The following is a 22922-nucleotide window of genomic DNA, read 5'->3' as shown; positions in this document are numbered from 1 at the left end:
TGAATTGTGGGGTCTTCTTGACTTAGCCCGGTGCGGTTTTCCCGTTCTTCTTGCCGGGCTCGCGTCCCGGTTTCGTGGCGATAAGGCGCTTTGCGGTTGCCTCATCGGTGATCAGGCCAAAAAGCAGTCCGTGCTCGAGAATGGCGCGGATGGCCCTAGTCTTGGATGTGCCGCCCGCGAGGGCGACGATTCTGTGGCTCTTGAGATCGGCAAAGAGCGGCGCCATGGCCCGGTCCGACACCGAGTTCGGCAAATGCTGCCCGCGCTCATTGAAGAAGTGGCCGAGGATTTCAGCGCAAGCGCCGGTCTTCATCACCTCTTCCACGTCTTCCTCATCCACCATACCGGCGGTGGCGATGAAGCTTCTGCGGTCCACCTCGCCAATGCCGGCGATATAGAGTTCCGCCTCGCGCGCCATGGCGATCACGTCGGAAACGCCATATTGCGCTTCAAGCACCTGACGGTCCTTCACCGTATTGGCGAAGAAGGGCACCGGCATCACATAGGCCTCCGCCGCCGTGCGCTCCGCCAGGCGGTGGATCACGTCGAAAGGGCTTGCGGCGAAGCGCCGGGTGAGGCCGCCGAGAAGCGATACGAAGCGCGTGCTGCGGGCGGAGACGCTCGGCATCAGATCGACCGCTGCGGCAAGCGTGCGGCCATGGCCCATGCCGATCATGCGATAGGCCTCGCCCTCGATCAACGTCCGCAAATATCGCGCGCCCGCCATGCCGAGCGTGCGCAACGGCAGCGGGCCTTCATCGATGTTGGGAACAACCTCGCAGAACTGCAGGCCGTAATCAGCTTTGAGCTTCTCCTCAAGCGCGATGCAGCCCGAGATCGGGCCTTCGACGAAAACCCGGATCAAACCATCTGCACGCGCCTTGGCGATCAAACGATGCGCCTTGGTGCTCTGCACGCCCAGAAGCTCCGCCACTTCACCTTGCGTCTTGCCGCCGGCGAAATGCAGCCACGCCGCGCGGGCCGCGAGTGCGGCCTCCTCGTCAACCGGGAGGGCAGACTGGTGCAGGGTCAACGGCGTCCCATTTGGCTCATGAAAATTTTTTCTTGAGGTGCAATATTTTTCAGATAAGCTCCCGCGTCAACAGAATTCGATACTGCACTGCACCAACCGCAGGCTCCGTGACATGGGATTTTCACTCTCCGTCAACACCAACCCCTTCGTGAACCGCTTCGCGGAACCGGAGGATCTGATCGCCACATTGGCGGATGACGTGGGCATCGGCCACATCCAGCTCGTGCATGAATTCATCAATCCCTCCTGGAAGGCATCGACATTAAAGCGGCTGACGGACCGCATGGCGCGTGCCTGTGTGCAGAAGGCGGCGAAGATCACCTCGATCATGACCGGGCCTTATGGCCGGCTCAATCACTTCGCTCACCCTGACCCAGAGGTGCGGCAATACTATGTCGACTGGTTCAAGGGCATGGCGGACATCGCGGGCGACCTTGGCGCTCCGGCGATCGGTACGCAGTTCGGCATCTTCACCTTCCGCGACTATGATGATCCATCACGGCGGGCGGAGCTGATGGATATCGCGCTCGATTGCTGGCGGGACGTGGCCTGGCATGCGAAGGCCCGCGGTCTCACCTGGCTGTTCTGGGAGCCCATGTCGGTGGGCCGTGAATTGGGCCATACGCTGAAAGACACGCAAGCCCTGCAGGACTGGATCGACGCGGCAGATTTGTCGGTTCCGCTCAAGCCCATGGTGGACATCGACCACGGCGACGTGACGTCGCCCGACCCTGCCGATGTCGATCCCTACGCATGGGCGAAGGATTTTGCCACGCAATCGCCCATCATCCACATCAAGCAATCAACCATGAACAAGGGCGGCCACTGGCCTTTCACCCGGCAGTATAATGAGAATGGCCGCATCACGCCGGAACAGCTCATCACAGCGGTGAAAGCAGGTGGCGGCACGCACAATGAGCTCTGCCTCGAACTCGCATTCCGCGAGCGAGAGCCAACGGACCGCAGCGTGGTTGCGGCACTGAAGGAATCGGTGGCTTACTGGGCGCCCTACACCAACACGGGTTATAATCAATGAAGACGCCGTGGATCGGCACCAGCTGGAAGATGAACAAGACGAGGGCCGAGGCGCGCGCCTTTGCCGAGGCGTTGAAAGCCTCGCCCTTTGCCAACACGGACAAGGCGCAGCCATTCGTGATTCCGCCCTTCCCCTACATCGCCGAGGTTGCAGCGTTGCTTGCCGGCACCCGCGTGAAGACCGGCGCGCAGAACATGCACTGGGAGGCCCAGGGTGCCTGGACGGGCGAGGTCTCACCCCTGATGGTAAAGGACTGCGGCGCAACGCTCGTTGAGCTCGGCCACAGCGAGCGCCGCACCCATTTCGGCGAAACCGATGAGACCGTGGCGAAGAAGGTTGCCAGTGCGGTGAAGCACGGCCTCGTGGCCCTTGTCTGCATTGGAGACACCCGCAGCGAATATGAGGCGGGCGCCACGGCCGACGTGCTGGCAAGGCAGACCCGCTATGCCCTGCGCGATGTCGGGCGGGACGCACCGGGCAAGGTGATTCTCGCATATGAGCCGGTCTGGTCCATTGGCGAAGGCGGCATTCCGGCGGATCCTGACTTTGCCAATGCCCAGCACCGCAAGCTCAAGGCCCTGACCGCGGAGATTGCAGGCCAAGCGCTGCCCATCCTTTATGGCGGCAGCGTCAACCCGCAGAATTGTTGCGATCTCGCGGCCATGTCGGATATTGACGGGCTGTTCATCGGGCGCTCCGCCTGGGACCCCGCAGGTTTCATCGGCATCATCGCTGCCGTCACACAGAGCATGGGAGAAACATCATGAAAATCGCATTGGGCGCAGACAGCGCCGGAAAGCCGCTCCTCGACGTGATCGAGGCGCATCTGAAGTCGAAGCCCGAGCACAGCATCGAGAATCTGAGCCAGTCCGGCTTTTATGCAGATCTTTCCGCCAATCTCGCCCACAAGGTGAAGGACGGGGACTATGACCGCGGCATCCTCATCTGCGGCACCGGCATCGGCGTATGCATTTCCGCCAACAAGGTTCCTGGCATCCGTGCGGCCCTCACGCATGATACTTATTCGGCGGAGCGTGCCGCCAAATCCAACAACGCCCAGATCATCACCATGGGGGCCCGCGTCATCGGGCCTGAGCTCGCCAAGGCGATCGTGGATACTTGGCTTGCCTCGGAATTCGACCCCAAAGGATCGTCTGCCGCCAATGTGGACGCGATCAACAAGCTGGATGGCAGCTGCTGAGTTGACGTGGGGAACATCCCTTCTTGCCTTCAAGTCCTCTCCCGCACAAGGAGCGGGAGAGGACGATTGGCTCGCGCATGCTGAGAAGTTGCCATCTCAGTTTCTCCTAAAGCGGCCTTTGTTCAAAGTGACGAGAACCCGAAGCTGCCACTCGGCAGATCGAGGTAATGCTTCAGCTCCTCATCGAGCTTCATCAGCGTGATCGAAAATCCCGCCATCTCCTGTGAGGTGAGCCAGGAGCCAACGAAGCTGCGGTGAACCTTCACCCCGGTGTCCGCCAGGATCTGCCGAACTCGCCGGTTGGCAATGAGCAGCTCGAACATGGTCGTGGCGCCGAGATTATTGATCAGCAGCGCCACCTCATCACCAGCACCAAAGGGCAGATCGCGCAGGATCGGCGCCATCATCTGGTCCACAATGTCATCCGCCGTCGAGAGCTTCTGGCGCTTCACGCCTTTCTCCCCATGCGCACCCATGCCGATCTCGATCTCATCGTCACCCAGTTCGAAAGTGGGCTTCCCCGATTCGGGCAAAGAGCCGGGGGACACGGCAACGCCCATGGAGCGCGTATTGGCCTCGGCCTTCGCGGCCACCCGTGACACCTCCTCGAGGCTCGTGAGTTCCGCCGCCGCACCGCCTGCGATCTTGATGACGAAGACATCCCCGGCAATGCCGCGCCGGTCATCGGGGTTGTCGGGGGAGCCAACCGCCACGTCATCGCGCACGCGGATGGTGCGGGTTTCGATTCCTTCGGCAGCAAGAAGTTCGGCCGCCATGTCGAAGTTCATCGTGTCTCCGGAATAATTGCCATAGACGAAGACCACACCCTGGCCGCGGTGAATGGCGCGCGCCGTCTCGCAAATGGTCTGCGGCGGGGGAGAGGTGAAGACTTCCCCGCAGGCTGCGCCATCGCCGAGGTTCTTGCCGAGGAATCCGCCGAAGATCGGCTCATGCCCGCTGCCGCCACCCACCAGCAGGGCCACCTTGCCATCAGGTATGTGGTTGAGAAAAAGCGCTCCGTGCCCTTCGACCTTGGCGACCAGCCCATCATAGGCGAGCACCAGGCCCTCCATCATCTCTTGCGTGGCGCGGCGCGGGTCGTTGAGAAGTTTCTTCGGCGTCTTCATGTCATGTTCCTCGATCTGGTCCTGGCATAACATGGCGCTTCCGCCTCTTGAAGCGGGGCACACCGCATGCCAATCCTCACTGCAGAGGGATGCTGGATGGACGCGGACTTCACATCATGGATTGGCCGGAGCGTCACGCGGGAAGATGTCGTGACGCCACGGCTCCTCGCGGAATACCGTGCCACCCTCGCACCCTTTCTGTTCGAGACGGAGAACCTCACCTGCCCGCCAGGCCTGCACTTCGGCCTGGCGCCCGCAATACCCAGGGCCGAGGACGTGGGGCCGGATGGGGCCGAGCGCATGGGCCTTTCCCTGCCGCCCATCACCTTGCCGCGCCGCATGTGGGCCGGCGGCCTGATTGAGACCCTGCGTCCCCTGCGCTGCGGCGTGCAGATCAGCCGCACCTCCACCATCACCGGCATCCGCATGAAGCACGGCAGCACGGGCGCCTTCTGCCTTGTGTCGGTCCAGCACGAGATTGCGGATGAGCAGGGCCCTGCCATCCGGGACCGGCAGGATCTCGTGTTCCGTGAAGCGGCTGACGGGCTGGCCCCCGCTGTTGGAGATCGGAAGGAAACGCGAGCGGACTGGACGATCGAGCCCTCGCCCCTTCTGCTCTTCCGCTTCTCCGCCTTCACCTTCAACGCGCATCGCATTCATTATGACGTCGCACATGCGTCAGCGGAAGGTTATCCCGGGCTTCTCGTTCACGGGCCATTGCAGGCGGCACTCCTGCTCAACCTCGCGGCAACCAGGCTGGGTCAGGTACCGGAGCATTTCGCATACCGCTGCCTCAATCCGCTCTATGCGGGCCCCGCCTTCGGCGTTGCTTATGAGAATGAAACGGAAAGCGCACGCGTGATCCGCAGTGATGGCGTCATAACGGCGGAAGGCCGCATTCGCGTTCCAGGAACAGGCTAAGCATCACCGTCTTCGCATCCATGATGCGGCCGTCCTTCACCATCGCCCGCATCTCGTCGAAGGGCATTTCGAGCACTTCGATGTCTTCGCCCTCATGCGCTTCGCCACCGCCCGCGCCTATACGCGCCGCATGGTCATAATCGGCAAGGAACAGGGAGAGGCGCTCGGTCACAGCGCCCGGCGTCATGTAAGTTGTTGCCATGTGGCGGAGGTTGGAGAGGCGAAATCCAAGCTCCTCCTCCGCCTCACGCTTTGCGCACACCGCGGGATCATCCCCATCCAGAAGCCCGGCACAGCTTTCGATGAGAAATCCGTCTTGGTCATGAAGGTAAGCGGGCAGGCGGAACTGCTTCACCAGCAGCACGGTGCCGCGCTTCGAATCATAGGGCAGCACCGTGGCGCCATGGCCATGGTCATGCACCTCGCGGATCAACGTATCTTCGCGGCCGTCCTGCCGCAAATAGCGAATGGTGTAGCGGTCAAGCTTTGCCCAGCTGTGGGACAAGGGCTCGACCTTTTCGATCACAACCCGCGGCTTCATCATGCCCGTTCCCCTTTTACGGCCCTCAGAATTGCTTCGGCGAGCGGGGTTTCCACGAGGTGTTCCACGGGCACATGTACGCGCCGCCGCCAGTTGGGCCATTCACGGTCGGTCCCCGGCACATTGAGAGGATCGGTCTCGCCGGAAAGATCGTCGGCCTGCACCAGCATGATCTGGGAGGGCGTGCGTGCGACCAGCGCATGGGCTGCTGCACTCGCCGTCTGCGGATCGCCGTTGGTGGGGTGAGCGAGATCATCCAGCAGCTGCACTTCCTCTGCGCGCGTGGCCAGCCGCTCCGGCAATTCTGATGGATCGATCTGGCCGAGCTGGCCTGCAATTTCGATGTCGCGCCCGGCACGCCAGCCAAAAACCGTCGGCAGATCATGTGACGTGAGGCAGGCAAGCGCTTGCGAGGGGTAAGCGCCAGGTGGCTTGAAGCCCAGTCCCTCACGCTCGAACCACAGCACCCGGTAGGAGAAGATGCGCGCGGCGAGAAGCGTGTCCCGCAGGCCCTCGGGCACAGTCCCTAAATCTTCGCCCACCACAAGACACTGGTGTTGGTGGCTTTCGATGGCGGTGACGGCAATCAGCGCATCAAGCGGAAACCGCACATAAGCTCCGTCCTTTCCCTCTGCACCGCGCGGCACCCAGAACTGCCGTGCAAAGCCCAGCACGTGATCGATGCGCAGCGCCGCCGCATGCCGCATATTGGCTGAAATGACCCGTCGCATCGGTGCCATGGCCTGCGCGTTGAGCGAGAGTGGCGAAAAGGGCGGCAGGTTCCACACCTGTCCGGCAGATGAGAAGGGATCGGGCGGCGCGCCGATGGAAACGCCGCCTGCGAAGGAGGCGCTCTCACTCTCAATCTCGCCGCCATCAAAGGCGCAGCCCAGCGCCAGGTCTCGATAGAGATTGCGGTGCTGCGCGGCATCTTGAAGCTGCCGATCCGCCACCCACTGCAGAAAGGCGCGATAGGCGATGCGCTGGGGGTTAGGTTCCTCACCCATACGCAGCGCTTCGAAGCGGCCATGGGCCACAAGGCTTTCGCCCCCTTCACGGACGAAGCCGTCGAAACTGCTGCTTCCACCAAACTCCGCAAAGGCACTTTCGAGCAGCCGCGATTTCGCCTCCCACACCGCCGGGTAATCGACGAGCGGCAAGCCATCGAGCGCCGCGAATGCAGCCCTCTCTTGCGTGGCAAGCCGAGCAGTGTCCGGCAAGGCCAAGCCTTCAGCCAATTTGGCAATCGAGATGTAGAGAGGATCGATCCAATGCCGGTCAGAGGGTTGATAGGGGCTGGCCCGGCTGCGGTCTGATGGAAACAGATGGTGCAGCGGATTGAGACCTGCATAGCGCCCGCCCGTTTGCGCGGTGACATCGGAAAACCGGCGCAAGCTCTCGAAATCACCCACGCCTTCGCTGGTGCCATGCCGCAGCGCATAGAGATGGGAGGCGAAGCCGAAGACCTGCGTTCCCGCCTGAAGGTCTTGCGGCACGAAGCAGGCGCCGGGCGTTGCGATGATATTCCGCGAGGGCCCGTCACCGTCCGACACACGATGATAGCCCGGCTCGAGACGTGCCCGAACGGGCTCACCCGGCGCCACATCGAATGCGCGTTGTTCGCCACCTTCCGTCTCGATCGTCACCCGCCGCCGGTGCTCAGCCGCGGGTAGCAAGGGCGACATTTCTCCGGCTCTTGCAACAACGGCCACGGGCGCAGTGAGGCGATGCTGTGACGTGGACATCTCCGCTTCATTTGCAAAGCCGAGACCAAGCCCAGTGAGCAGCGCGCGCTGCGTCTCAAGGCTCACACGGTGATGCGTTCCATCGACCTCCCACCACTCGGGCTCAATGCCCGCAGCACCGGCAAGCGCGACAATGTCTTCATCTGCCACGCCCGAGGTCCTGATGGGCTCTTCGGCATGGACGGAGACCGAAGCTGGCGGAATTCCGTCTCCGTCGGCCGAGCTGAACAGCCGTGTCCAGCGATGGCCATCCCGCCGTGGGAGGTTGAGATCTGCTGCACCACTGCGATTGAAAAGCAAGGCGATGCGTCGCCTCCCGGAAGAGAGAAGAAGTCCGAGCACGCTGGCGTTCGGATCGTCCCACGCCATCCGCCCGCCATCAGCGCCGAACCATTCCGCATCGGGAAAGCGCGTACCTGACCTGACGCTGCCTGTCAGATAGTTGTCTGCAAAGAAGGGCGCGAGGGCACGCCGCAGGTCCGAGAGGGCCGCCGTAAAACCGATGAGACGCCGGTCCGCCGCGGCCCAATCGAGCCAGGTGGTGGCATTGTCCTGCGCATAGGCATTGTTGTTGCCGCCCTGGCTGCGGCCGAACTCATCGCCCGCCGTCAGCATCGGCGTGCCCCGCGAAAGGAACAGCGTTGCAAGCAGCGCCCTCACGTCACCGCCAGGCCATGTGGGTTCATGCCCATTGCCATCGCGGTTGTCTTCGCCATTGGCGTGATTGTTCTTGGTGGAATGGGTGACAGTGTCGCGCAGCGTGAAGCCATCATGCGCCGCCACGAAATTGATGGATGAAGACGGCGGACGATGCTGTCCGCCGAAAATGTCGGATGATCCTGCAATGCGTGTGGCAAAGGCCCCCGCCAGACCCGGCTCACCGGCCCAAAAGCGCCGGACTTCGTCCCGGTAGCGGTCATTCCATTCCTGCCAGCGGGCGGGAAACTGACCAAGACGGTATCCGCCCGGCCCCACATCCCATGGCTCCGCGATCATGATGAGGCGGGAGAGCAGCGGGTCCTGTTCAATGGCGGATAGCAGCGGCGCATGGCGGCTAAAACCCTCCGCCGTGCGCCCCATGATGGCGGCGAGATCGAAGCGGAAGCCATCAATGCCCGTGCGTGTGGCCCAACTCCGCAATGCGTCCATGGCGAGTTGCAGCACGGGGGGCGCATCCAGAGCCAGCGTATTGCCGCAGCCCGTGTCATTCACCAGCTGCCCATGGGCATGGCGATAGTAAAGCGCCTCATCGAGGCCGCGGAGCGAGAGTGTGGTGCCAAACGCATCGCTCTCGCCCGTATGGTTCAGGACCACGTCCAGCACCACGCGAATGCCTGCGGCATGCAGCGCGTCGACGGCCGTGCGAATCTCCAAGAGCCCGCCCGGTGCCAGCCGCGGGTCAGGTGCCATCAGGCTGACGGGATTGTAACCCCAGCCGTTGGACAAGCCGAGTGGGGGTAGGTGCCGCTCATCTATCCAGGCTGCAAGCGGCATGAGTTCGACCGTGTCCACGCCAAGCCGTTTCAGGTGTTCGATGATGACGGGTTCCGCCAGCGCGACGACGGTGCCCCGCTTGTCCGGCGCAATGCCCGGGTGAAGCCTTGTGAAGGCCTTGACGGGCAGTTCATAGATCAGCTGCGGCCGGTGCGGCGGCAGGGCGCTCGCATCGGCATCCGTATGTCCAGCAATCGCCTTGGGCACGAGCCCCGCCGTCTCAACGCCCCGCTCCATCAATTCAGGATGGTGCATGAACGGCGCGCTGAGGCGCGTGGCATAAGGATCAAGCAGCAGCTTCGACATGTCGAAGCGCTGTCCAAGCTCGGGAGACCATGGCCCCTCGGCACGGAGGCCGTAATGCGTGCCCGCCGTCAGCCCCGGCACGAAGCCGTAATGCATGTCTCCCAGCCGCTGCGGCAGGGCAATGCGGGCCAACTCCGTTGCACCATCGAACAGGCAGACGAGAACGCGCGTAGCGTGGCGCGAGACCACGGCAACATTGGCCCCGCCTGCGGTGAAGGTGACGCCGGGTGGAAAGGGCAGCGCCTGTGCCGCCTCGGTGCTCAGGTGATCACCGAAGGTTCAGCACGGCCAGTGCGCTGTTCGATCTCGGCAATCTGGCGGGAGAGTGTGATCAGGGGTCCGAGAGCGGCCTGCGTCTCGATATCCTGCCGGCTTGCATCAGGCTCATAGCGCTCGATGTAGACGCGGAGAGTCGCACCCGCCGTGCCCGTGCCGGACAGGCGGTAGACGATGCGCGAACCATCCTCAAAGATCAGGCGAATGCCCTGGGCGACGGTGCGGGACCCATCGACCGGATCGTCATAGGCAAAGTCATCCGCCATCACGATGCCGTGCTGGCCCACAAGAGCGGGAAGCTTCTCCCGCAGTGCCTGCATGAGACCGTTGGCGGCCTCGGCATCAACCTCTTCATAGTCATGGCGCGAATAATAGTTGCGGCCATATTCGCGCCAATGCGCGTGGACGATCTCCGCCACGCTCTGCCGCCGCCGCGCCAGAATGTTGAGCCACATGAGCACGGCCCACAGCCCGTCCTTCTCGCGTACGTGGGAAGAGCCCGTTCCGAAGCTCTCCTCGCCGCACATCGTGGCCTTTCCGGCATCCAGCAGATTGCCGAAAAATTTCCAGCCCGTCGGTGTTTCATAAGCCGGAATGCCAAGCTTCTCCGCCACGCGGTCTGCTGCCGCACTGGTTGGCATCGAGCGGGCGATGCCGAGGAGGCCCTGTGCATAGCCTGGCGTCAGAGGGGCGTTGGCGGCCAGTATGGCAAGCGAGTCGGAGGGTGTGACATACATGCCGCGCCCGATGATGAGGTTACGGTCCCCATCACCATCTGATGCCGCGCCAAAATCGGGTCCTCCCGGCGGCATGACAATATCGACGAGGTCCTTGGCGTGAACGAGGTTGGGGTCCGGATGGTGGCCGCCAAAATCAGGGAGCGGCGTTCCGTTCATCACCGTGCCTGCGGGAAAGCCCAGAATGCCTTCAAGAATGCTGTGTGCATAGGGCCCGGTGATGGCACCCATGGCATCGAACTTCATGGTGAAGCCGGAGCGGATGAGATCGCGGATGGCATCGAAGTCGAACAGCGTCTGCATCAGCTCAGCATAATCTGCCACGGGGTCCACGACCTCGACCGTCATGTTGCCGATTTTCGTCTCGCCCAATCGGCTCAGATCCACGTCAGGCGTGTTGGTGATGCGGTAGCTGCGGATCACCTTGGTGCGGGCGAAGATCGCGTCTGTCAGTTTTTCCGGCGCCGGCCCGCCGTTTCCCGCATTATACTTGATGCCGAAATCGCCATCGGGCCCGCCGGGATTGTGGCTGGCAGACAGGATGATGCCGCCGAAGGCGCGGTATTTGCGGATGAGGTGCGAGGCCGCAGGTGTGGAGAGAAGGCCGTTCTGCCCCACCATCACGCGCCCGAAACCATTTGCTGCGGCCATGCGGAGCGCAATCTGAATGACTTGAGCATTGTAGTAGCGCCCGTCACCGCCGATCACCAGCGTCTGGCCGGCAAAGCCTTCCAGCGCATCGAAGATCGACTGGATGAAGTTCTCCGCATAATTGGGCTGCTGGAAAATGGGCACCTTCTTGCGCAGGCCCGAGGTGCCGGGCTTCTGTCCTTCATAGGGCGTGGTCGTGACAGTGAGGATCATGGGGGTCAGGCCTTCACGAGTGTGCGATAGAGCTGGGCATAGCTTGCGGCACTGCGCGCCCAGGAAACATCCTGCGCCATGCCGCGCTTCTGCAATCTGCGCCACAGGTGCTGATCCGCAAAGCACTCGGCTGTGCGCGTCAAGCTATGCTCGAGTGTGGGCAGGTCGACGGGCGAGAATTGAAAGCCCGTGGCAACGCCTGCCTGAAGTCCGGCATCATTGGCATCGATCACCGTGTCATTGAGGCCGCCTGTCCGGGCGACGACCGGAACGGAGCCATAGCGCAGGCCATAAAGTTGGGTCAGTCCGCAAGGCTCGAAACGGGAGGGCACGAGGATCGTGTCGCAACCCGCTTGCAGCAGGTGCGAGAGCGCTTCATCATATCCGAGCACGGCGCCGATGTGTCCGGGGTGCTTCGCCGCCGCCTCGAGAATCGCCGCCTCGATCGCGGGCTCGCCTGAACCGAGCAGCGCCAGCCTTGCCCCCGTTGCCACCAGCTGATCGAGGCTTGCCGCGAAAATATCCATGCCCTTCTGCCAGGTCAGGCGGCTGATGACGCCATGCAGTAGCCCGTCTCCGGCATCGAGCTTGAAGCGTGCTTCAACGGCGCGCTTGTTGGCGCTGCGCTTGGCGAGTGTCTTGGCCGAATAGCGGGCCGCGATATGCGGGTCTTCGGCCGGGTTCCACACATCCGTGTCGATGCCGTTCACAATGCCGCGCAAGACGCTCCGCCTGGCGCGCAGAAGCCCGTCCAGCCCCATGCCATATTCGGCCGTGCAGATTTCCTGCGCATAGCTGGGGCTGACGGTGGTGATCGCATCCGCCATGGCGAGGCCGCCCTTGAGATAGCAGACGCTGCCATAATATTCGAGACCGTCAATCTCGAAGGCCTGTGGCGGCAGGCCCAGCATGGCGAAGACGGAGGCGGGAAATTGGCCCTGGAAGGCAATGTTGTGGACCGTCATGAGCGTTTTCGGTCCACCCAGAAACCGGGCATAGACGGCACCCAATGCAGCCTGCCAGTCATGGCAGTGCAGCACGTCCGCCCGGTAGCGGGCATTGATGCCACTGGCCACATCGGCTGCGGCCTGTCCCAGGGCCGCGAAACGCTGGGCGTTGTCAGGCCAGTCCTTGCCATCGGGCGCCAGATAGGGGTTGCCCGGGCGCTCGAAGAGATGGGGCGCTGCAATGGCGATGACGTCCAGCCCCTTGGCTTTTCCACGCAGCAATTGCGCCGGCCCGCCGAAGAAGCTCGCATAGCTGTGGAGCGGCGCTGCCTTTTCCAGTGCCGCCATGACGGCGGGATAGCCCGGCACAATGGAGGTCATCTCCACCCCGTGCGCAGCAAGTGCGGCAGGAAGTGCCCCGGTCACATCGGCAAGCCCGCCGGTTTTCACCAGCGGAAAAAGTTCGGACGCGGCGGAGAGGATCTTCACGATGTGAGGCGGTCGATCATCGGCTGGGTGATGAGGCAGATGCCGCTTGCGGTGCGCCGGAAGCGCTTGGCATCGAGCTCCGGATCCTCTCCGACCACAAGGCCTTCCGGGATCACCACGCTGGTGTCGATCACCACTTTCTTGAGGTGCACATTGCGCTGGATGTGGACGGACGGCAGCACCACGGCCTCCTCCAGCGACGAGAAGGAGTTCACCCGCACATTGGGCGAAAGCATCGTGCGCTTGATCGAGGCTCCCGAGACGATGCAGCCACCGGAGACAAGCGAGGCCACGGCAGAGCCGCGGCGGCCTTCGAGGTCGTGGACGAATTTGGCTGGCGGCGTCACCTCAGAATAGGTCCAGATCGGCCATTCATTGTCATAAAGGTCAAGCGCCGGCAGCGTCTCCGTCAGGTCGATATTGGCTTCCCAATAGGCATCGACCGTTCCGACGTCTCGCCAGTAGGATTCGGTTTCATGCTCGGAGCGGACACAGCTTGCGGGAAACCGGTGTGCCACCGCCTTGCCGTTCTTGACGAGCCAGGGGATGATGTCCTTGCCGAAGTCACGGGACGAATTGGGGTCCGCCGCGTCGCGGTGCAGGTGCTCCGCCAGGAGCTTTGTGGCGAACACATAGATCCCCATGGAGGCCAGCGCCATTTCGGGGTTGCCGGGAATGCCGGGCGGGTCCTTCGGCTTTTCGACAAAGGCGGTGATGCGGTCTTGTCCGTCCACCGCCATCACGCCGAAGCCGGTTGCGTCCATGCGCGGCACTTCAAGACAGCCGATGGTGACGTCAGCCCCTGAATTGACGTGCTGCTGCAGCATCAATTCATAGTCCATCTTGTAGATATGGTCTCCTGCGAGGATCACCATGTATTGCGGACCATAGCTCAGAATGATGTCGAGGTTCTGGTAGACGGCATCCGCCGTTCCCGCATACCACTGGTCTTCGGACACGCGCTGCGACGCGGGCAGAATGTCGAAGCTCTCATTGCGCTCTGGCCGGAAGAAGTTCCAGCCGCGCTGCATGTGGCGGATCAGACTGTGCGCCTTGTACTGAGTGGCGACCCCGATGCGCCGGATGCCGGAGTTCAGCGCGTTGGACAGGGCGAAATCGATGATGCGGGATTTGCAGCCAAAGGGCACGGCGGGCTTGGCGCGCCGGTCTGTCAGCTCCATCAGGCGGCTGCCGCGGCCGCCGGCCAGCACATAGGCCATGGCGTCGCGCGCCAGGGGTCCGGTCCTGCGGGTTTGAGGCATCCCAGTCTCCTCTAGTTTTCCAGCATGAAATACAAGGTTGCGAGCGGAGGCAAGGTCACCTTCGCCTGGGCTGGCTTTCCGTGTGACGGATGGGCTTCCGCCGTAATCCCGCCCATGTTCCCCAGGCCACTGCCGCCATAGCTCTCAGCATCGGTGTTGATGATCTCGCGCCACCGCCCGGCGGCGGGCAGCGGCAATATATAATTGGTGCGGGGCACGGGCGTGAAATTGCTCACGACCACCACAGGGGCCCGGCCATCGCCCGAATGCCTTGCCCAGGCGAAAACCGAATTCTCCCGGTCATCCACCACCAGCCATTCGAAGCCTTCCGGCTCGCAGTCGCGCGCGTGGAGGGCAGGGTGGTTCCGGTAGGCGTGGTTCAGATCCTTGACCAGGGATTGCACACCCCGGTGCGGGGCTTCGTCCAGCAAATGCCAATCCAGGCTGCGGGCCTCGGACCACTCGGACCAGGGTGCGAAGTCCTGGCCCATGAACAGAAGCTTCTTGCCCGGGTAGCCCCACATGAAGGCGTAATAGGCCCGGAGTGTTGCGAATTTTTGCCAGTGGTCTCCCGCCATCTTGTTGAGGAGCGAGCCTTTTCCATGCACCACTTCGTCATGGGAGAGCGGCAGCACGAAATTCTCGGAGAAGGCATAGAGCAGCCCGAAGGTCAGGTCATTGTGGTGGTGCTTGCGGTGGATGGGCTCACGCTTGAGATAATCGAGCGTGTCATGCATGAAGCCCATGTTCCACTTGAAGCCGAAGCCCAGGCCACCTGCCGTGGTGGGCTTGGAAACGCCGGGATAGGACGTCGATTCCTCGGCAATGGTGACGATTCCTGGGCTCTGGCCATAGGCCTCATGGTTCACGCGCTTGAGGAATGCCGCCGCCTCGAGATTTTCGCGTCCGCCCAGCTCATTGGGAATCCATTCGCCGGCTTTGCGCGAATAATCGAGATAGAGCATCGAGGCCACGGCATCGACGCGCAGCCCATCCACATGATAGCGCTCCAGCCAGAACAATGCGTTGTTGAGCAGGAAGGACGACACTTCGCGGCGCCCGAAATTATAAATCGCGGTGTTCCAATCCGGGTGGAAGCCTTGGCGCGGATCCGCATGCTCATAAAGTGCGGTGCCGTCAAACTGCGCCAGCCCGTGCTCATCGGTCGGGAAATGCGCCGGCACCCAATCGAGAATAATGCCAATCCCTTCCGCATGTGCCCGGTCCACAAAGCGCGCAAAGCCTGCGGGGTCCCCGAAGCGGGAGGTGGGGGCATAAAGGCCGGTGGGCTGGTATCCCCAGGACGGGTCGAAGGGGTGCTCGCTGATGGGCAAGAGCTCGAGATGCGTATAGCCCATGTCCCGCACATAGGGGATCAGCGTATCTGCCAGCGCGTCATAGATGAGGAAGCTGTTTTCCGGGCCACGCCGCCAGGAACCGAGATGCACCTCATAGATGGACATCGGCAGCCGCCGTGGATCGCGCCCCCGGCGCTCCGCGAGATAACGTGAATCGTGCCAGGAAAACCCATCCGTGCGTGCGACTTTGGAGGCCGTCTTGGGGCGGAGTTCCGCTGCAAATCCGAGTGGATCGCTCTTCAGCGGCAGCAGCCTTCCGGCCGGATCGAGAAGCTCATATTTGTAGCACTGGCCCTCTTGCGCGCCGGGAATGAAAATCTCCCACACGCCCGTGTCCCGGCGCTTGCGCATCACATGGCGGCGGCCATCCCAGCCGTTGAAATCGCCCACGACGGACACGCGGGTGGCATTGGGCGCCCAGACGGCGAAATGCACGCCCTCATGCCCTTCATGCCGAAGCGGGTGCGCGCCCAGCCGGTCATACAGGCGGAGGTGATTGCCCTCGCCGATATAATAATCATCGAGGGGGCCGAGAACCGGGCCGAGCAGATAAGGATCAGCCACCGTCCAGCTGCCGCCTGCATTCCGCGCCCGGTAGACGAGCGGCTGACGATGCGGGACGGGAACGGGACCTTCAAAAAAGCCGGCCTCATGCCGTCTGACGAGCGTGGAAAGCCCTTTCCCGTCTTCTGTCAGAACTTCAAGGGCGTCGGCGCCCGGCACGAAGGCGCGGGCCACCCACTCCTGGCCGGCTTCGTGAAGACCCAGCACCGCGAAGGGATCGCCGTGGCGTCCGGCCACAATGGCATCGATCTCGGCGGCGCTCGTCTTCCAGTCCGGATCGGCCATCGAAGATCAACTCCTACGCAACGGGGACGTTCCAGATGTCGCGGGCATAGTCCCTGATCGTGCGGTCGGAGGAGAACCAGCCCATGTTCACCGTATTGAGGATCGTCTTCTCCGTCCAGTCCTGGCTCCGCCGCCAGAGATTGGCCACGTTGCGCTGGGCCTGTGCATAGGCGTTGAAGTCGGCGGCCACCATGAACCAGTCTCCATTGTAGAGGCTGTCGACGATGGGCCGGTAGCGTTGCATGTCCCCTGGCGAATACACGCCAGACGAGAGCGCATCCAGCACGTCCTTGAGGTCGGGCGAGGCCTCGATCGTGGCTGCAGCATTATAGCCGCCGCGGCGCTTCTCCTCCACCTCATCCGCGGTCATGCCGAAGATCACGATGTTGTCTTTGCCCACATGCTCCATAATCTCGATGTTGGCGCCATCCAGCGTGCCGATGGTGATGGCGCCATTGAGGGCGAATTTCATGTTGCCGGTGCCGGAGGCTTCCATGCCGGCCGTAGATATCTGCTCGGAGAGATCGGCCGCCGGCACGATCACTTCGGCGAGGCTCACGTTGAAGTTGGGCAGGAACACGACCTTCAGCAGATCGCGGATATCGGGGTCATTGTTGATGACCGCGGCCACATCATTGATGAGCTTGATGATGAGCTTGGCCTGGGTATAGCTCGCCGCCGCCTTGCCGGCGAAAATCTTGACGCGCGGCGCCCAGGGCCGGTCCGGATGGGCGCGGATGGCATTGTAGAGGGCGATCGTCTCCAGAATGTTCAGAAGCTGGCGCTTGTATTCGTGGATGCGCTTCACATGGACGTCAAACATCGCGGCCGGATCGACCTTGATCCCCATGCGGGCGGAGATCAGATTGGCGAGCTCGTCCTTGTTCTGCCGCTTGATGGCGGCGAAGCGCTGCTGGAAGGCGCTGTCCGTTGCATGGCCCGTTGCCTTGACGAGGCGCTCGGCATCATCCAGCACGGATTGGCCAACGGTCTCGTTGAGGAGCGCCGCCAGCTGCGGGTTCGCTTCCAGAAGCCAGCGCCGCGGCGTGATGCCATTGGTCTTGTTGTTGATGCGGCCGGGGTAGAGCGTGTTGAGATCGCGGAAGACACTCTGCTTCATCAGCGCGGTGTGAAGTGCCGAGACGCCGTTGATCGAATGCGAGCCTACGAAGGCAAGCTGGCCCATGCGCACGCGCCGGCCATTGTTCTCATCGATGAGGGAGACGGAGGCGAGGAAATCCGGGGTGGAATCCGGCCGCTTCTGCGCATCTGCGATCAGCCGGGCGTTGATGGTGTAGATGATCTGCATGTGGCGCGGCAGCACATGCTCGAAGAGATGCACGGGCCAGCTCTCCAGCGCCTCGGGCAGCAGCGTGTGGTTGGTGTAGCCAATGGTCGCCTTGGTGATCTCCCAGGCCTGATCCCAATCGAGCCCATGGTGATCGACGAGGATCCGCATGAGCTCGGCGACGGCGATGGCAGGATGCGTATCGTTGAGCTGGATTGCCACCTTATCCGCCAGCGAGCGCACTTCGTCATATTGCTGCATGTGGCGGCGGATGATGTCCTGGAGCGAAGCAGAGGTGAAGAAATACTCCTGGCGCAAGCGCAGCTCTTGCCCGGCGGCGGTTGAATCCGCCGGGTAGAGCACGCGGGTGAGGATTTCCGCCTTGTTGCTCTCGGCCAGTGCTGCCTGGTAGTCGCCGCTGTTGAAGGCATCGAGCCGGATCGGGTCCGGCGCGCGCGCCGTCCACAGCCGCAGCGTGTTCACCCGCTTGCCGCGCCAGCCGACCATCGGCGTGTCATAGGCGGAGGCGAGCATCTTTTCGGCAGGCCGCCAGCGCCGCTGCTGACGGTTTCCGGTATCAAGGCCGGGTACCACCTGCCCGCCAAAGCCGATCTCATAGGCTGCCTCGCGCCGGGCAAATTCCCAGGGGTTTCCGTGCTCCAGCCAGTTTTCCGGCAATTCCACCTGCCAGCCATCGGTGATCTTCTGGCGGAACAGGCCGAAATTGTAACGAATGCCATAGCCATAGGCCGGAATGTCGAGGCTCGCCATGCTCTCCATGAAACAGGCGGCCAAGCGCCCCAAACCGCCATTGCCCAGCGCCGCGTCAGGCTCCAGGGCCTCGATCAGATCGATGTCGACGTTGAGTGCAGCGAGCGCCTCGGTGAAGGCGCCGGTGAGTTCCAGATTGCTCATTGCATCCCGCAGCAGGCGGCCGATGAGGAACTCGAGCGACAGGTAATAGACGCGTTTTGCCTTGGCGTGATAGGCCGCACGCGTTGACTCCATCCAGCGGTCAATGATGCGGTCCCGCAAAGCCAGGATCGTGGCATTAAGCCAATCATGGCGCTTCGCCACGGCGGGGTCCTTGCCGATGGAATAGCAAAGCTTCTCAAGGATTTCGGAGCGGATCGTTTCCGGGTCCGCACCGCGCGGTGTTGGCTGGATCATGGTCAGGTCTTCACATTGCGGAACTTCCGAACGATAAATCACAGCGCGTGACATATCCAAGACAATTCGGCACTTCGGTTCACGCCTGGGTGATTGATAGCGTGGCAACGCCCGCGACGATGAGGCCCAGCCCCGCCCACTGCCCGGAGGATACCTTCTCCTTCAGGAAGATCATCGCCATGACGACTGAAAGGGCGCCATAGGCCGAAATGCCGATCCCCGCGAATTCCTTGCCCGGAAGGTGGCCCGAGGCATTGACGGCGATGACGCCCAACACATCGAGCACCCCCATGATGAGGATGCCCAGCCACTGCGCGCGGGAGAGGGGGCCGTGCTGTCCATCCGCCAGCATGAAGGGAAGAAGCACGACGAGCGCCGTAGGCCGGGACAGCCAGGTTGCCTCGACCTCGCCGACGGTAAGCGCCGCTTGCTGGCCGAGCACGATGGAGGACGCGTAGCCAAGCACGCAAAGGACCGCGAAGAACAGCAGCACCGGCATCTTGCCGGGTTCCACCGCATTGATGCCGCCATCCGCCGTGCCCGACCGCGCCACGATCACCGCACCAATGAGTGTCGCTCCGACACAACTCCACTGCAATGGTGTCGGCTCGAGACCATTAAACACGCCCCATAGAACCGCCAGCACCGGATAGCCCGCCGTGATCGGTCCCACCAGCGAAATGGGACCAAGGCTGAAGGCCTTGAACAATCCGCCCACGCCGAAGCCATAGGCGACGCCCAGCACCAGACCGGAGATAATGGCGCTTGGCGATGCGTACCACAGCGTTCCGTCATAAAGGATATAGCCCGTCAGCAGCAGCGCGCCTGCCACCATCACCAGGGAGGCCATGCGGAACGCCCCCACATGCGCCGCCATGCTGCGGGCGATCACATCATGCACGGACCAGCAAAGCGCGGCAAAGACGCCGAAAAGCACGGCAAGCATCGGCTTGGAAATCCCCTGATCAGCTGCTGGAAGGCATCACAGCACGCCGCCTTTCAACCTGGAACTGCAAATCCCACATACAGGGCTGACGTTTCTGGCGCAAAAAGCGGCAGGACGCGCTATGCTGCGGCCCATAATCCATGTTTACGGGTGGCCATGTTCCTTTCCGTCTTCGACATCTTCAAGATCGGCATCGGCCCGTCGAGTTCGCACACGGTGGGGCCGATGGTGGCTGCCCAGCGCTTTCTTTGCCGCGCCGCTGAGGCCTCGCTTCCCCATACCGGCCGGCTTACCGTTACGCTGCATGGTTCGCTCGCCTTCACCGGCAAGGGCCACGGCACGGACCGCGCGGTGATCCTTGGACTTGCGGGCGAAAGGCCCCAGACCATGGACCCCGACCGGGTGGATGGCGTGCTGCGCGGCATGGCGGAGCGCGGCAGCGTGACGGTGGGCTCGGACTACAGCGTGAGCTTCAACCCGGCGCGTGACGTGATCTTCGATTACGGCCCGGCCTTGAAGGGCCATGCCAATGGCATGGTGTTCCGCATCCTGGATGATGACAACAACACGCTTCTGTCGGAGACCTATTTCTCGATCGGCGGCGGCTTCGTGCAGACGGAGGCCGAACGCGCCGCAGCCGTGGCAGCGGGAAAGACGGAGAAGGTCTCAGCGGACGTTCCCTGGCCCTTCCGCACCGCGGCTGAAATGCTCGAGATGGGGCGGCACTCTGGCCTCACCATCGCCCAGCTGAAGCGCGCCAACGAGCTGGTGACGCAGAGCGCTGAAGAGCTCGACGCCAATCTGGACGGCATCTGGAACGCCATGCGCGATTGCATGAACCGGGGCCTTACCCTCACCGGCACTCTTCCGGGCGGCCTCAAGGTCAAGCGCCGCGCGGCCGAGATCCATGACAAGCTGAAGGCCGAGCAGGGCAATAATGCAATCCAGCCGCACCGGCTGATGGACTGGCTTTCCGTCTATGCCATGGCGGTGAATGAGGAGAATGCTGCGGGCGGCAAGGTGGTGACGGCTCCCACCAATGGCGCGGCGGGCGTCATCCCGGCAACGATCCGCTATTATCTCGATCATTGCCTGGGTGCCGACCAGCAGGGCATCCGCACCTTCCTGCTGGCTGCTGCGGCGATTGGCGGCCTCATCAAGCACAATGCCTCGATCTCGGGCGCCGAAGTCGGCTGCCAGGGCGAAGTGGGCTCCGCCTCCGCCATGGCCGCCGCCGGCCTCTGCGCCGCGCTGGGCGGCAGCAATGAACAGGTGGAGAATGCCGCCGAGATCGCCCTTGAACATCACCTCGGCATGACCTGCGATCCCGTCGGTGGCCTCGTGCAGGTGCCCTGCATTGAGCGCAATGCCTTTGGCGCGGTCAAGGCCGTCACCGCCGCTTCTCTGGCGCTCCGGGGCGATGGCACGCATTTCGTGCCACTCGACACCTGTGTCGAAACCATGCGGCAGACGGGCCTCGACATGAGTGAGCGCTACAAGGAAACCTCAACCGGCGGCCTTGCCGTGAACGTGGTGGAGTGCTGAGGTCAGCGGCATGCCAGTTTTTGCCCCCCCGCTCCGTGACCATCTCTTTTGCCTGTATGATCTCCTCGATTTCGAAGGCCATACGGCACTTCCCGGCTTCGACGCCTTCTCGCGGGATGTGATCGAGGCCGTTCTCGAACAATCCGCGCGGTTTTCATCCGAAGTCCTCTACCCGCTGAACCGCAGCGCCGATGAAGAGGGCGTGCAGTTCGACAATGGAAACGTCACAACGCCAGCAGGCTTCAAAGGCGCCTATGTGCAGCTGGTGGAAGGGGGCTGGCCCGCCTTGACGGCAGATCCTGAACATGGCGGGCAGGGCATGCCGCACATGGTCAACATTCTGTTCGAGGAAATGCTGAACGGCGCCTGCCTCTCTTTCGGGCTGTTCCCAGGCCTCACGCGGGGCGCCTATGTGGCGATCGCCCAGCATGGCAGCGGCGCGCAGAAGGCGCAATACGCGCCGAAGCTCGCAAGCGGCGAATGGGCAGGCTCCATGTGCCTCACGGAGGCCCATTGCGGCACCGATTTGGGGCTCTTGAAAACGCAAGCCCGGCCTCTGGGCGATGGCGCCTTTGCCCTCACCGGCACCAAGATCTTCATCTCGGCCGGCGAACATGATCTGACGCCCAACATCATCTACCTCGTGCTTGCGCGCCTGCCCGATGCGCCCAAGGGCTCGAAGGGCATCAGCCTCTTCCTGGTGCCGAAATATCTGGTGAATGATGATGGCTCGCTGGGCGCGCGCAATGGTGTCTCCTGCGGCGCCGTCGAGCACAAGATGGGCATCCACGGCTGCCCCACTTGCGTGATGAATTTCGATGGCGCCACCGGCTGGCTGATGGGCGAGCCGCACCAGGGCTTGAAAGCCATGTTTGCGATGATGAACACGGAACGGATCGCCGTGGGCATTCATGGCCTCGCCATTGCCGAAGCCTCTTACCAGAACGCGGTGGCCTATGCCCGGGACCGGCTGCAGGGCCGTGCGCCCTCAGGCCCGCGTGACCCTGCAAAGCCGGCGGACCCCATCATCGTCCACCCTGATGTGCGCCGCATGCTGATGACGCAGAAAGCCCTCACCGAAGGCTGCCGCATGCTGGCGCTGTGGACCGCCCAGGCGCTCGATGTCTCCGAACGCCACCCTGACGCGCCGGTCCGCAAACAGGCAGATGAGCTGGTGGCGCTGATGACGCCGGTGGTCAAAGCCTTCCTCACGGATTGCGGAACGGATATTGCCAATCTCGGCATTCAGGTTTTGGGCGGTCATGGTTTCATCCGCGCCAATGGCCAGGAGCAATATGTGCGCGATGTGCGCATCACCCAGCTCTATGAGGGCACCAATGGCATCCAGTCGATGGACCTCCTGGGCCGCAAGGTACTGCATCTCGGACTGTTCGCGAGTTTCGCATCGCCCGTCACCGAATTCGTAACCGCCCATGAGGGCGATGACCGGCTTAGCGATATCGTGGCCCCGCTCGCCGCTGCCTTTGATTTGCTGGAGGATGCAACGAATCGCATGCGTGAAAGCACCCAGCCTGAGGATGCGGGTTCTGCGGCGGTGGACTATCTCCGCCTCTTCGGTCTGACGGCGCTTGCCTATCTCTGGGCCCGCGCTGCGGCTGTCTCGCTGCCGAAAGCCAACGAGGATTTCCACCGCGCCAAGCTTGCCACCGCGCGTTTCTTCATGCAGCGGATCCTGCCGGATACCGCGTCACTTCACGCGAAGATCGTTGCGGGGCCCGGGCCGGTGATGGCATTGGATGAGGCGATGTTCTGATTTCCCTCGTTCC

16 protein-coding genes are annotated in these 22922 nt (G+C 62.8%); 6 read left to right on the top strand and 10 right to left on the bottom strand.

Annotation, left to right across the window (positions count from 1 at the left end):
* Positions 1-22: 22 nt before the first annotated feature.
* Positions 23-1033 (bottom strand): sugar-binding transcriptional regulator, encoded by a 1011-nt coding sequence (locus ACO06F_RS11425; RefSeq protein ID WP_421692883.1) that lies wholly within the window; start codon positions 1031-1033, stop codon positions 23-25.
* Positions 1034-1145: 112 nt separating this feature from the next.
* Between ACO06F_RS11425 and ACO06F_RS11420 the strand changes: the two genes are divergently transcribed.
* Genes ACO06F_RS11420 through ACO06F_RS11410 form a run of 3 tightly spaced genes read left to right on the top strand, consistent with a single transcriptional unit; the run spans position 1146 to position 3270 of the window.
* Entirely contained in the window at positions 1146-2069 is a 924-nt protein-coding gene (locus ACO06F_RS11420; protein ID WP_421692882.1) for a sugar phosphate isomerase/epimerase family protein, read from the top strand.
* A complete protein-coding gene (locus ACO06F_RS11415) occupies positions 2066-2836 on the top strand; it encodes a triose-phosphate isomerase (RefSeq protein ID WP_421692881.1) in 771 nt (256 codons plus the stop codon). Before ACO06F_RS11420 ends, ACO06F_RS11415 begins: the two co-directional genes overlap by 4 nt.
* Positions 2833-3270 (top strand): RpiB/LacA/LacB family sugar-phosphate isomerase, encoded by a 438-nt coding sequence (locus ACO06F_RS11410; protein ID WP_421692880.1) that lies wholly within the window; start codon positions 2833-2835, stop codon positions 3268-3270. The genes ACO06F_RS11415 and ACO06F_RS11410 overlap by 4 nt, the downstream gene beginning before the upstream one ends.
* Positions 3271-3392: 122 nt before the next feature.
* Here ACO06F_RS11410 and ACO06F_RS11405 read toward each other — a convergent pair whose 3' ends face one another.
* Positions 3393-4397, bottom strand: coding sequence for a dihydroxyacetone kinase subunit DhaK (locus ACO06F_RS11405; protein ID WP_421692879.1), 1005 nt, complete (start codon positions 4395-4397; stop codon positions 3393-3395).
* A gap of 150 nt (positions 4398-4547) precedes the next feature.
* Between ACO06F_RS11405 and ACO06F_RS11400 the strand changes: the two genes are divergently transcribed.
* Positions 4548-5318: an FAS1-like dehydratase domain-containing protein gene (locus ACO06F_RS11400; RefSeq protein ID WP_421692878.1), complete on the top strand. Its 771-nt coding sequence runs from the start codon at positions 4548-4550 to the stop codon at positions 5316-5318.
* Here the strand turns inward: ACO06F_RS11400 and ACO06F_RS11395 are convergent.
* The 8 genes from ACO06F_RS11395 to ACO06F_RS11360 all read right to left on the bottom strand — a co-directional run bounded on the left by ACO06F_RS11395 (position 5275) and on the right by ACO06F_RS11360 (position 19590).
* Positions 5275-5862, bottom strand: coding sequence for an NUDIX domain-containing protein (locus ACO06F_RS11395; RefSeq protein WP_421692877.1), 588 nt, complete (start codon positions 5860-5862; stop codon positions 5275-5277). The genes ACO06F_RS11400 and ACO06F_RS11395 overlap by 44 nt on opposite strands.
* Positions 5859-9593 carry a glycogen debranching protein GlgX gene (gene glgX, locus ACO06F_RS11390; protein WP_421692876.1) on the bottom strand — a complete coding sequence of 1245 codons (3735 nt, stop codon included), beginning with the start codon at positions 9591-9593 and terminating at the stop codon, positions 5859-5861. The genes ACO06F_RS11395 and glgX overlap by 4 nt, the downstream gene beginning before the upstream one ends.
* A 71-nt stretch (positions 9594-9664) precedes the next feature.
* Positions 9665-11281 carry an alpha-D-glucose phosphate-specific phosphoglucomutase gene (locus ACO06F_RS11385; protein WP_421692875.1) on the bottom strand — a complete coding sequence of 539 codons (1617 nt, stop codon included), beginning with the start codon at positions 11279-11281 and terminating at the stop codon, positions 9665-9667.
* 5 nt (positions 11282-11286) lie between these two features.
* Positions 11287-12717 (bottom strand): glycogen synthase GlgA, encoded by a 1431-nt coding sequence (gene glgA / locus ACO06F_RS11380; protein WP_421692874.1) that lies wholly within the window; start codon positions 12715-12717, stop codon positions 11287-11289.
* Complete coding sequence (gene glgC, locus ACO06F_RS11375; RefSeq protein ID WP_421692873.1) at positions 12714-13979, bottom strand: glucose-1-phosphate adenylyltransferase; 1266 nt, start codon at positions 13977-13979, stop codon at positions 12714-12716. The genes glgA and glgC overlap by 4 nt, the downstream gene beginning before the upstream one ends.
* Positions 13980-13990: 11 nt before the next feature.
* On the bottom strand, positions 13991-16186 hold the full coding sequence (gene glgB / locus ACO06F_RS11370; protein ID WP_421692872.1) for a 1,4-alpha-glucan branching protein GlgB: 2196 nt from the start codon (positions 16184-16186) through the stop codon (positions 13991-13993).
* Between the two features lie 13 nt (positions 16187-16199).
* Positions 16200-18644 (bottom strand): glycogen/starch/alpha-glucan phosphorylase, encoded by a 2445-nt coding sequence (locus tag ACO06F_RS11365; protein WP_421692871.1) that lies wholly within the window; start codon positions 18642-18644, stop codon positions 16200-16202.
* Between the two features lie 79 nt (positions 18645-18723).
* Positions 18724-19590, bottom strand: a complete 867-nt coding sequence (locus ACO06F_RS11360; protein WP_421692870.1) for a DMT family transporter — start codon at positions 19588-19590, stop codon at positions 18724-18726.
* A gap of 156 nt (positions 19591-19746) precedes the next feature.
* Between ACO06F_RS11360 and ACO06F_RS11355 the strand changes: the two genes are divergently transcribed.
* Together ACO06F_RS11355 and ACO06F_RS11350 are read left to right on the top strand one after the other, a co-directional pair.
* Positions 19747-21135 (top strand): L-serine ammonia-lyase, encoded by a 1389-nt coding sequence (locus ACO06F_RS11355; protein ID WP_421692869.1) that lies wholly within the window; start codon positions 19747-19749, stop codon positions 21133-21135.
* A 10-nt stretch (positions 21136-21145) separates the two neighbouring features.
* Complete coding sequence (locus tag ACO06F_RS11350; RefSeq protein ID WP_421692868.1) at positions 21146-22909, top strand: acyl-CoA dehydrogenase C-terminal domain-containing protein; 1764 nt, start codon at positions 21146-21148, stop codon at positions 22907-22909.
* Positions 22910-22922 lie beyond the last annotated feature (13 nt).

Source organism: Aestuariivirga sp. (assembly GCF_965227715.1).
Classification (GTDB): Bacteria; Pseudomonadota; Alphaproteobacteria; order Rhizobiales; family Aestuariivirgaceae; genus Aestuariivirga.
The sequence above is the reverse complement of the archived record's forward strand: the minus strand, read 5'-3'. Positions and strand labels throughout refer to the sequence as shown.

Bases quoted from the DNA above. Each gene is read 5' to 3' on its own strand.
- ACO06F_RS11420 (WP_421692882.1), top strand. From the start codon at position 1,146: ATGGGATTTTCACTCTCCGTCAACACCAACCCCTTCGTGAACCGCTTC.
- ACO06F_RS11415 (WP_421692881.1), top strand. From the start codon at position 2,066: ATGAAGACGCCGTGGATCGGCACCAGCTGGAAGATGAACAAGACGAGG.
- ACO06F_RS11410 (WP_421692880.1), top strand. From the start codon at position 2,833: ATGAAAATCGCATTGGGCGCAGACAGCGCCGGAAAGCCGCTCCTCGAC.
- ACO06F_RS11405 (WP_421692879.1), bottom strand. From the start codon at position 4,397: ATGAAGACGCCGAAGAAACTTCTCAACGACCCGCGCCGCGCCACGCAA.
- ACO06F_RS11395 (WP_421692877.1), bottom strand. From the start codon at position 5,862: ATGATGAAGCCGCGGGTTGTGATCGAAAAGGTCGAGCCCTTGTCCCAC.
- ACO06F_RS11385 (WP_421692875.1), bottom strand. From the start codon at position 11,281: ATGATCCTCACTGTCACGACCACGCCCTATGAAGGACAGAAGCCCGGC.
- glgC (WP_421692873.1), bottom strand. From the start codon at position 13,979: ATGCCTCAAACCCGCAGGACCGGACCCCTGGCGCGCGACGCCATGGCC.
- glgB (WP_421692872.1), bottom strand. From the start codon at position 16,186: ATGGCCGATCCGGACTGGAAGACGAGCGCCGCCGAGATCGATGCCATT.
- ACO06F_RS11365 (WP_421692871.1), bottom strand. From the start codon at position 18,644: ATGATCCAGCCAACACCGCGCGGTGCGGACCCGGAAACGATCCGCTCC.
- ACO06F_RS11360 (WP_421692870.1), bottom strand. From the start codon at position 19,590: ATGCTTGCCGTGCTTTTCGGCGTCTTTGCCGCGCTTTGCTGGTCCGTG.
- ACO06F_RS11355 (WP_421692869.1), top strand. From the start codon at position 19,747: ATGTTCCTTTCCGTCTTCGACATCTTCAAGATCGGCATCGGCCCGTCG.
- ACO06F_RS11350 (WP_421692868.1), top strand. From the start codon at position 21,146: ATGCCAGTTTTTGCCCCCCCGCTCCGTGACCATCTCTTTTGCCTGTAT.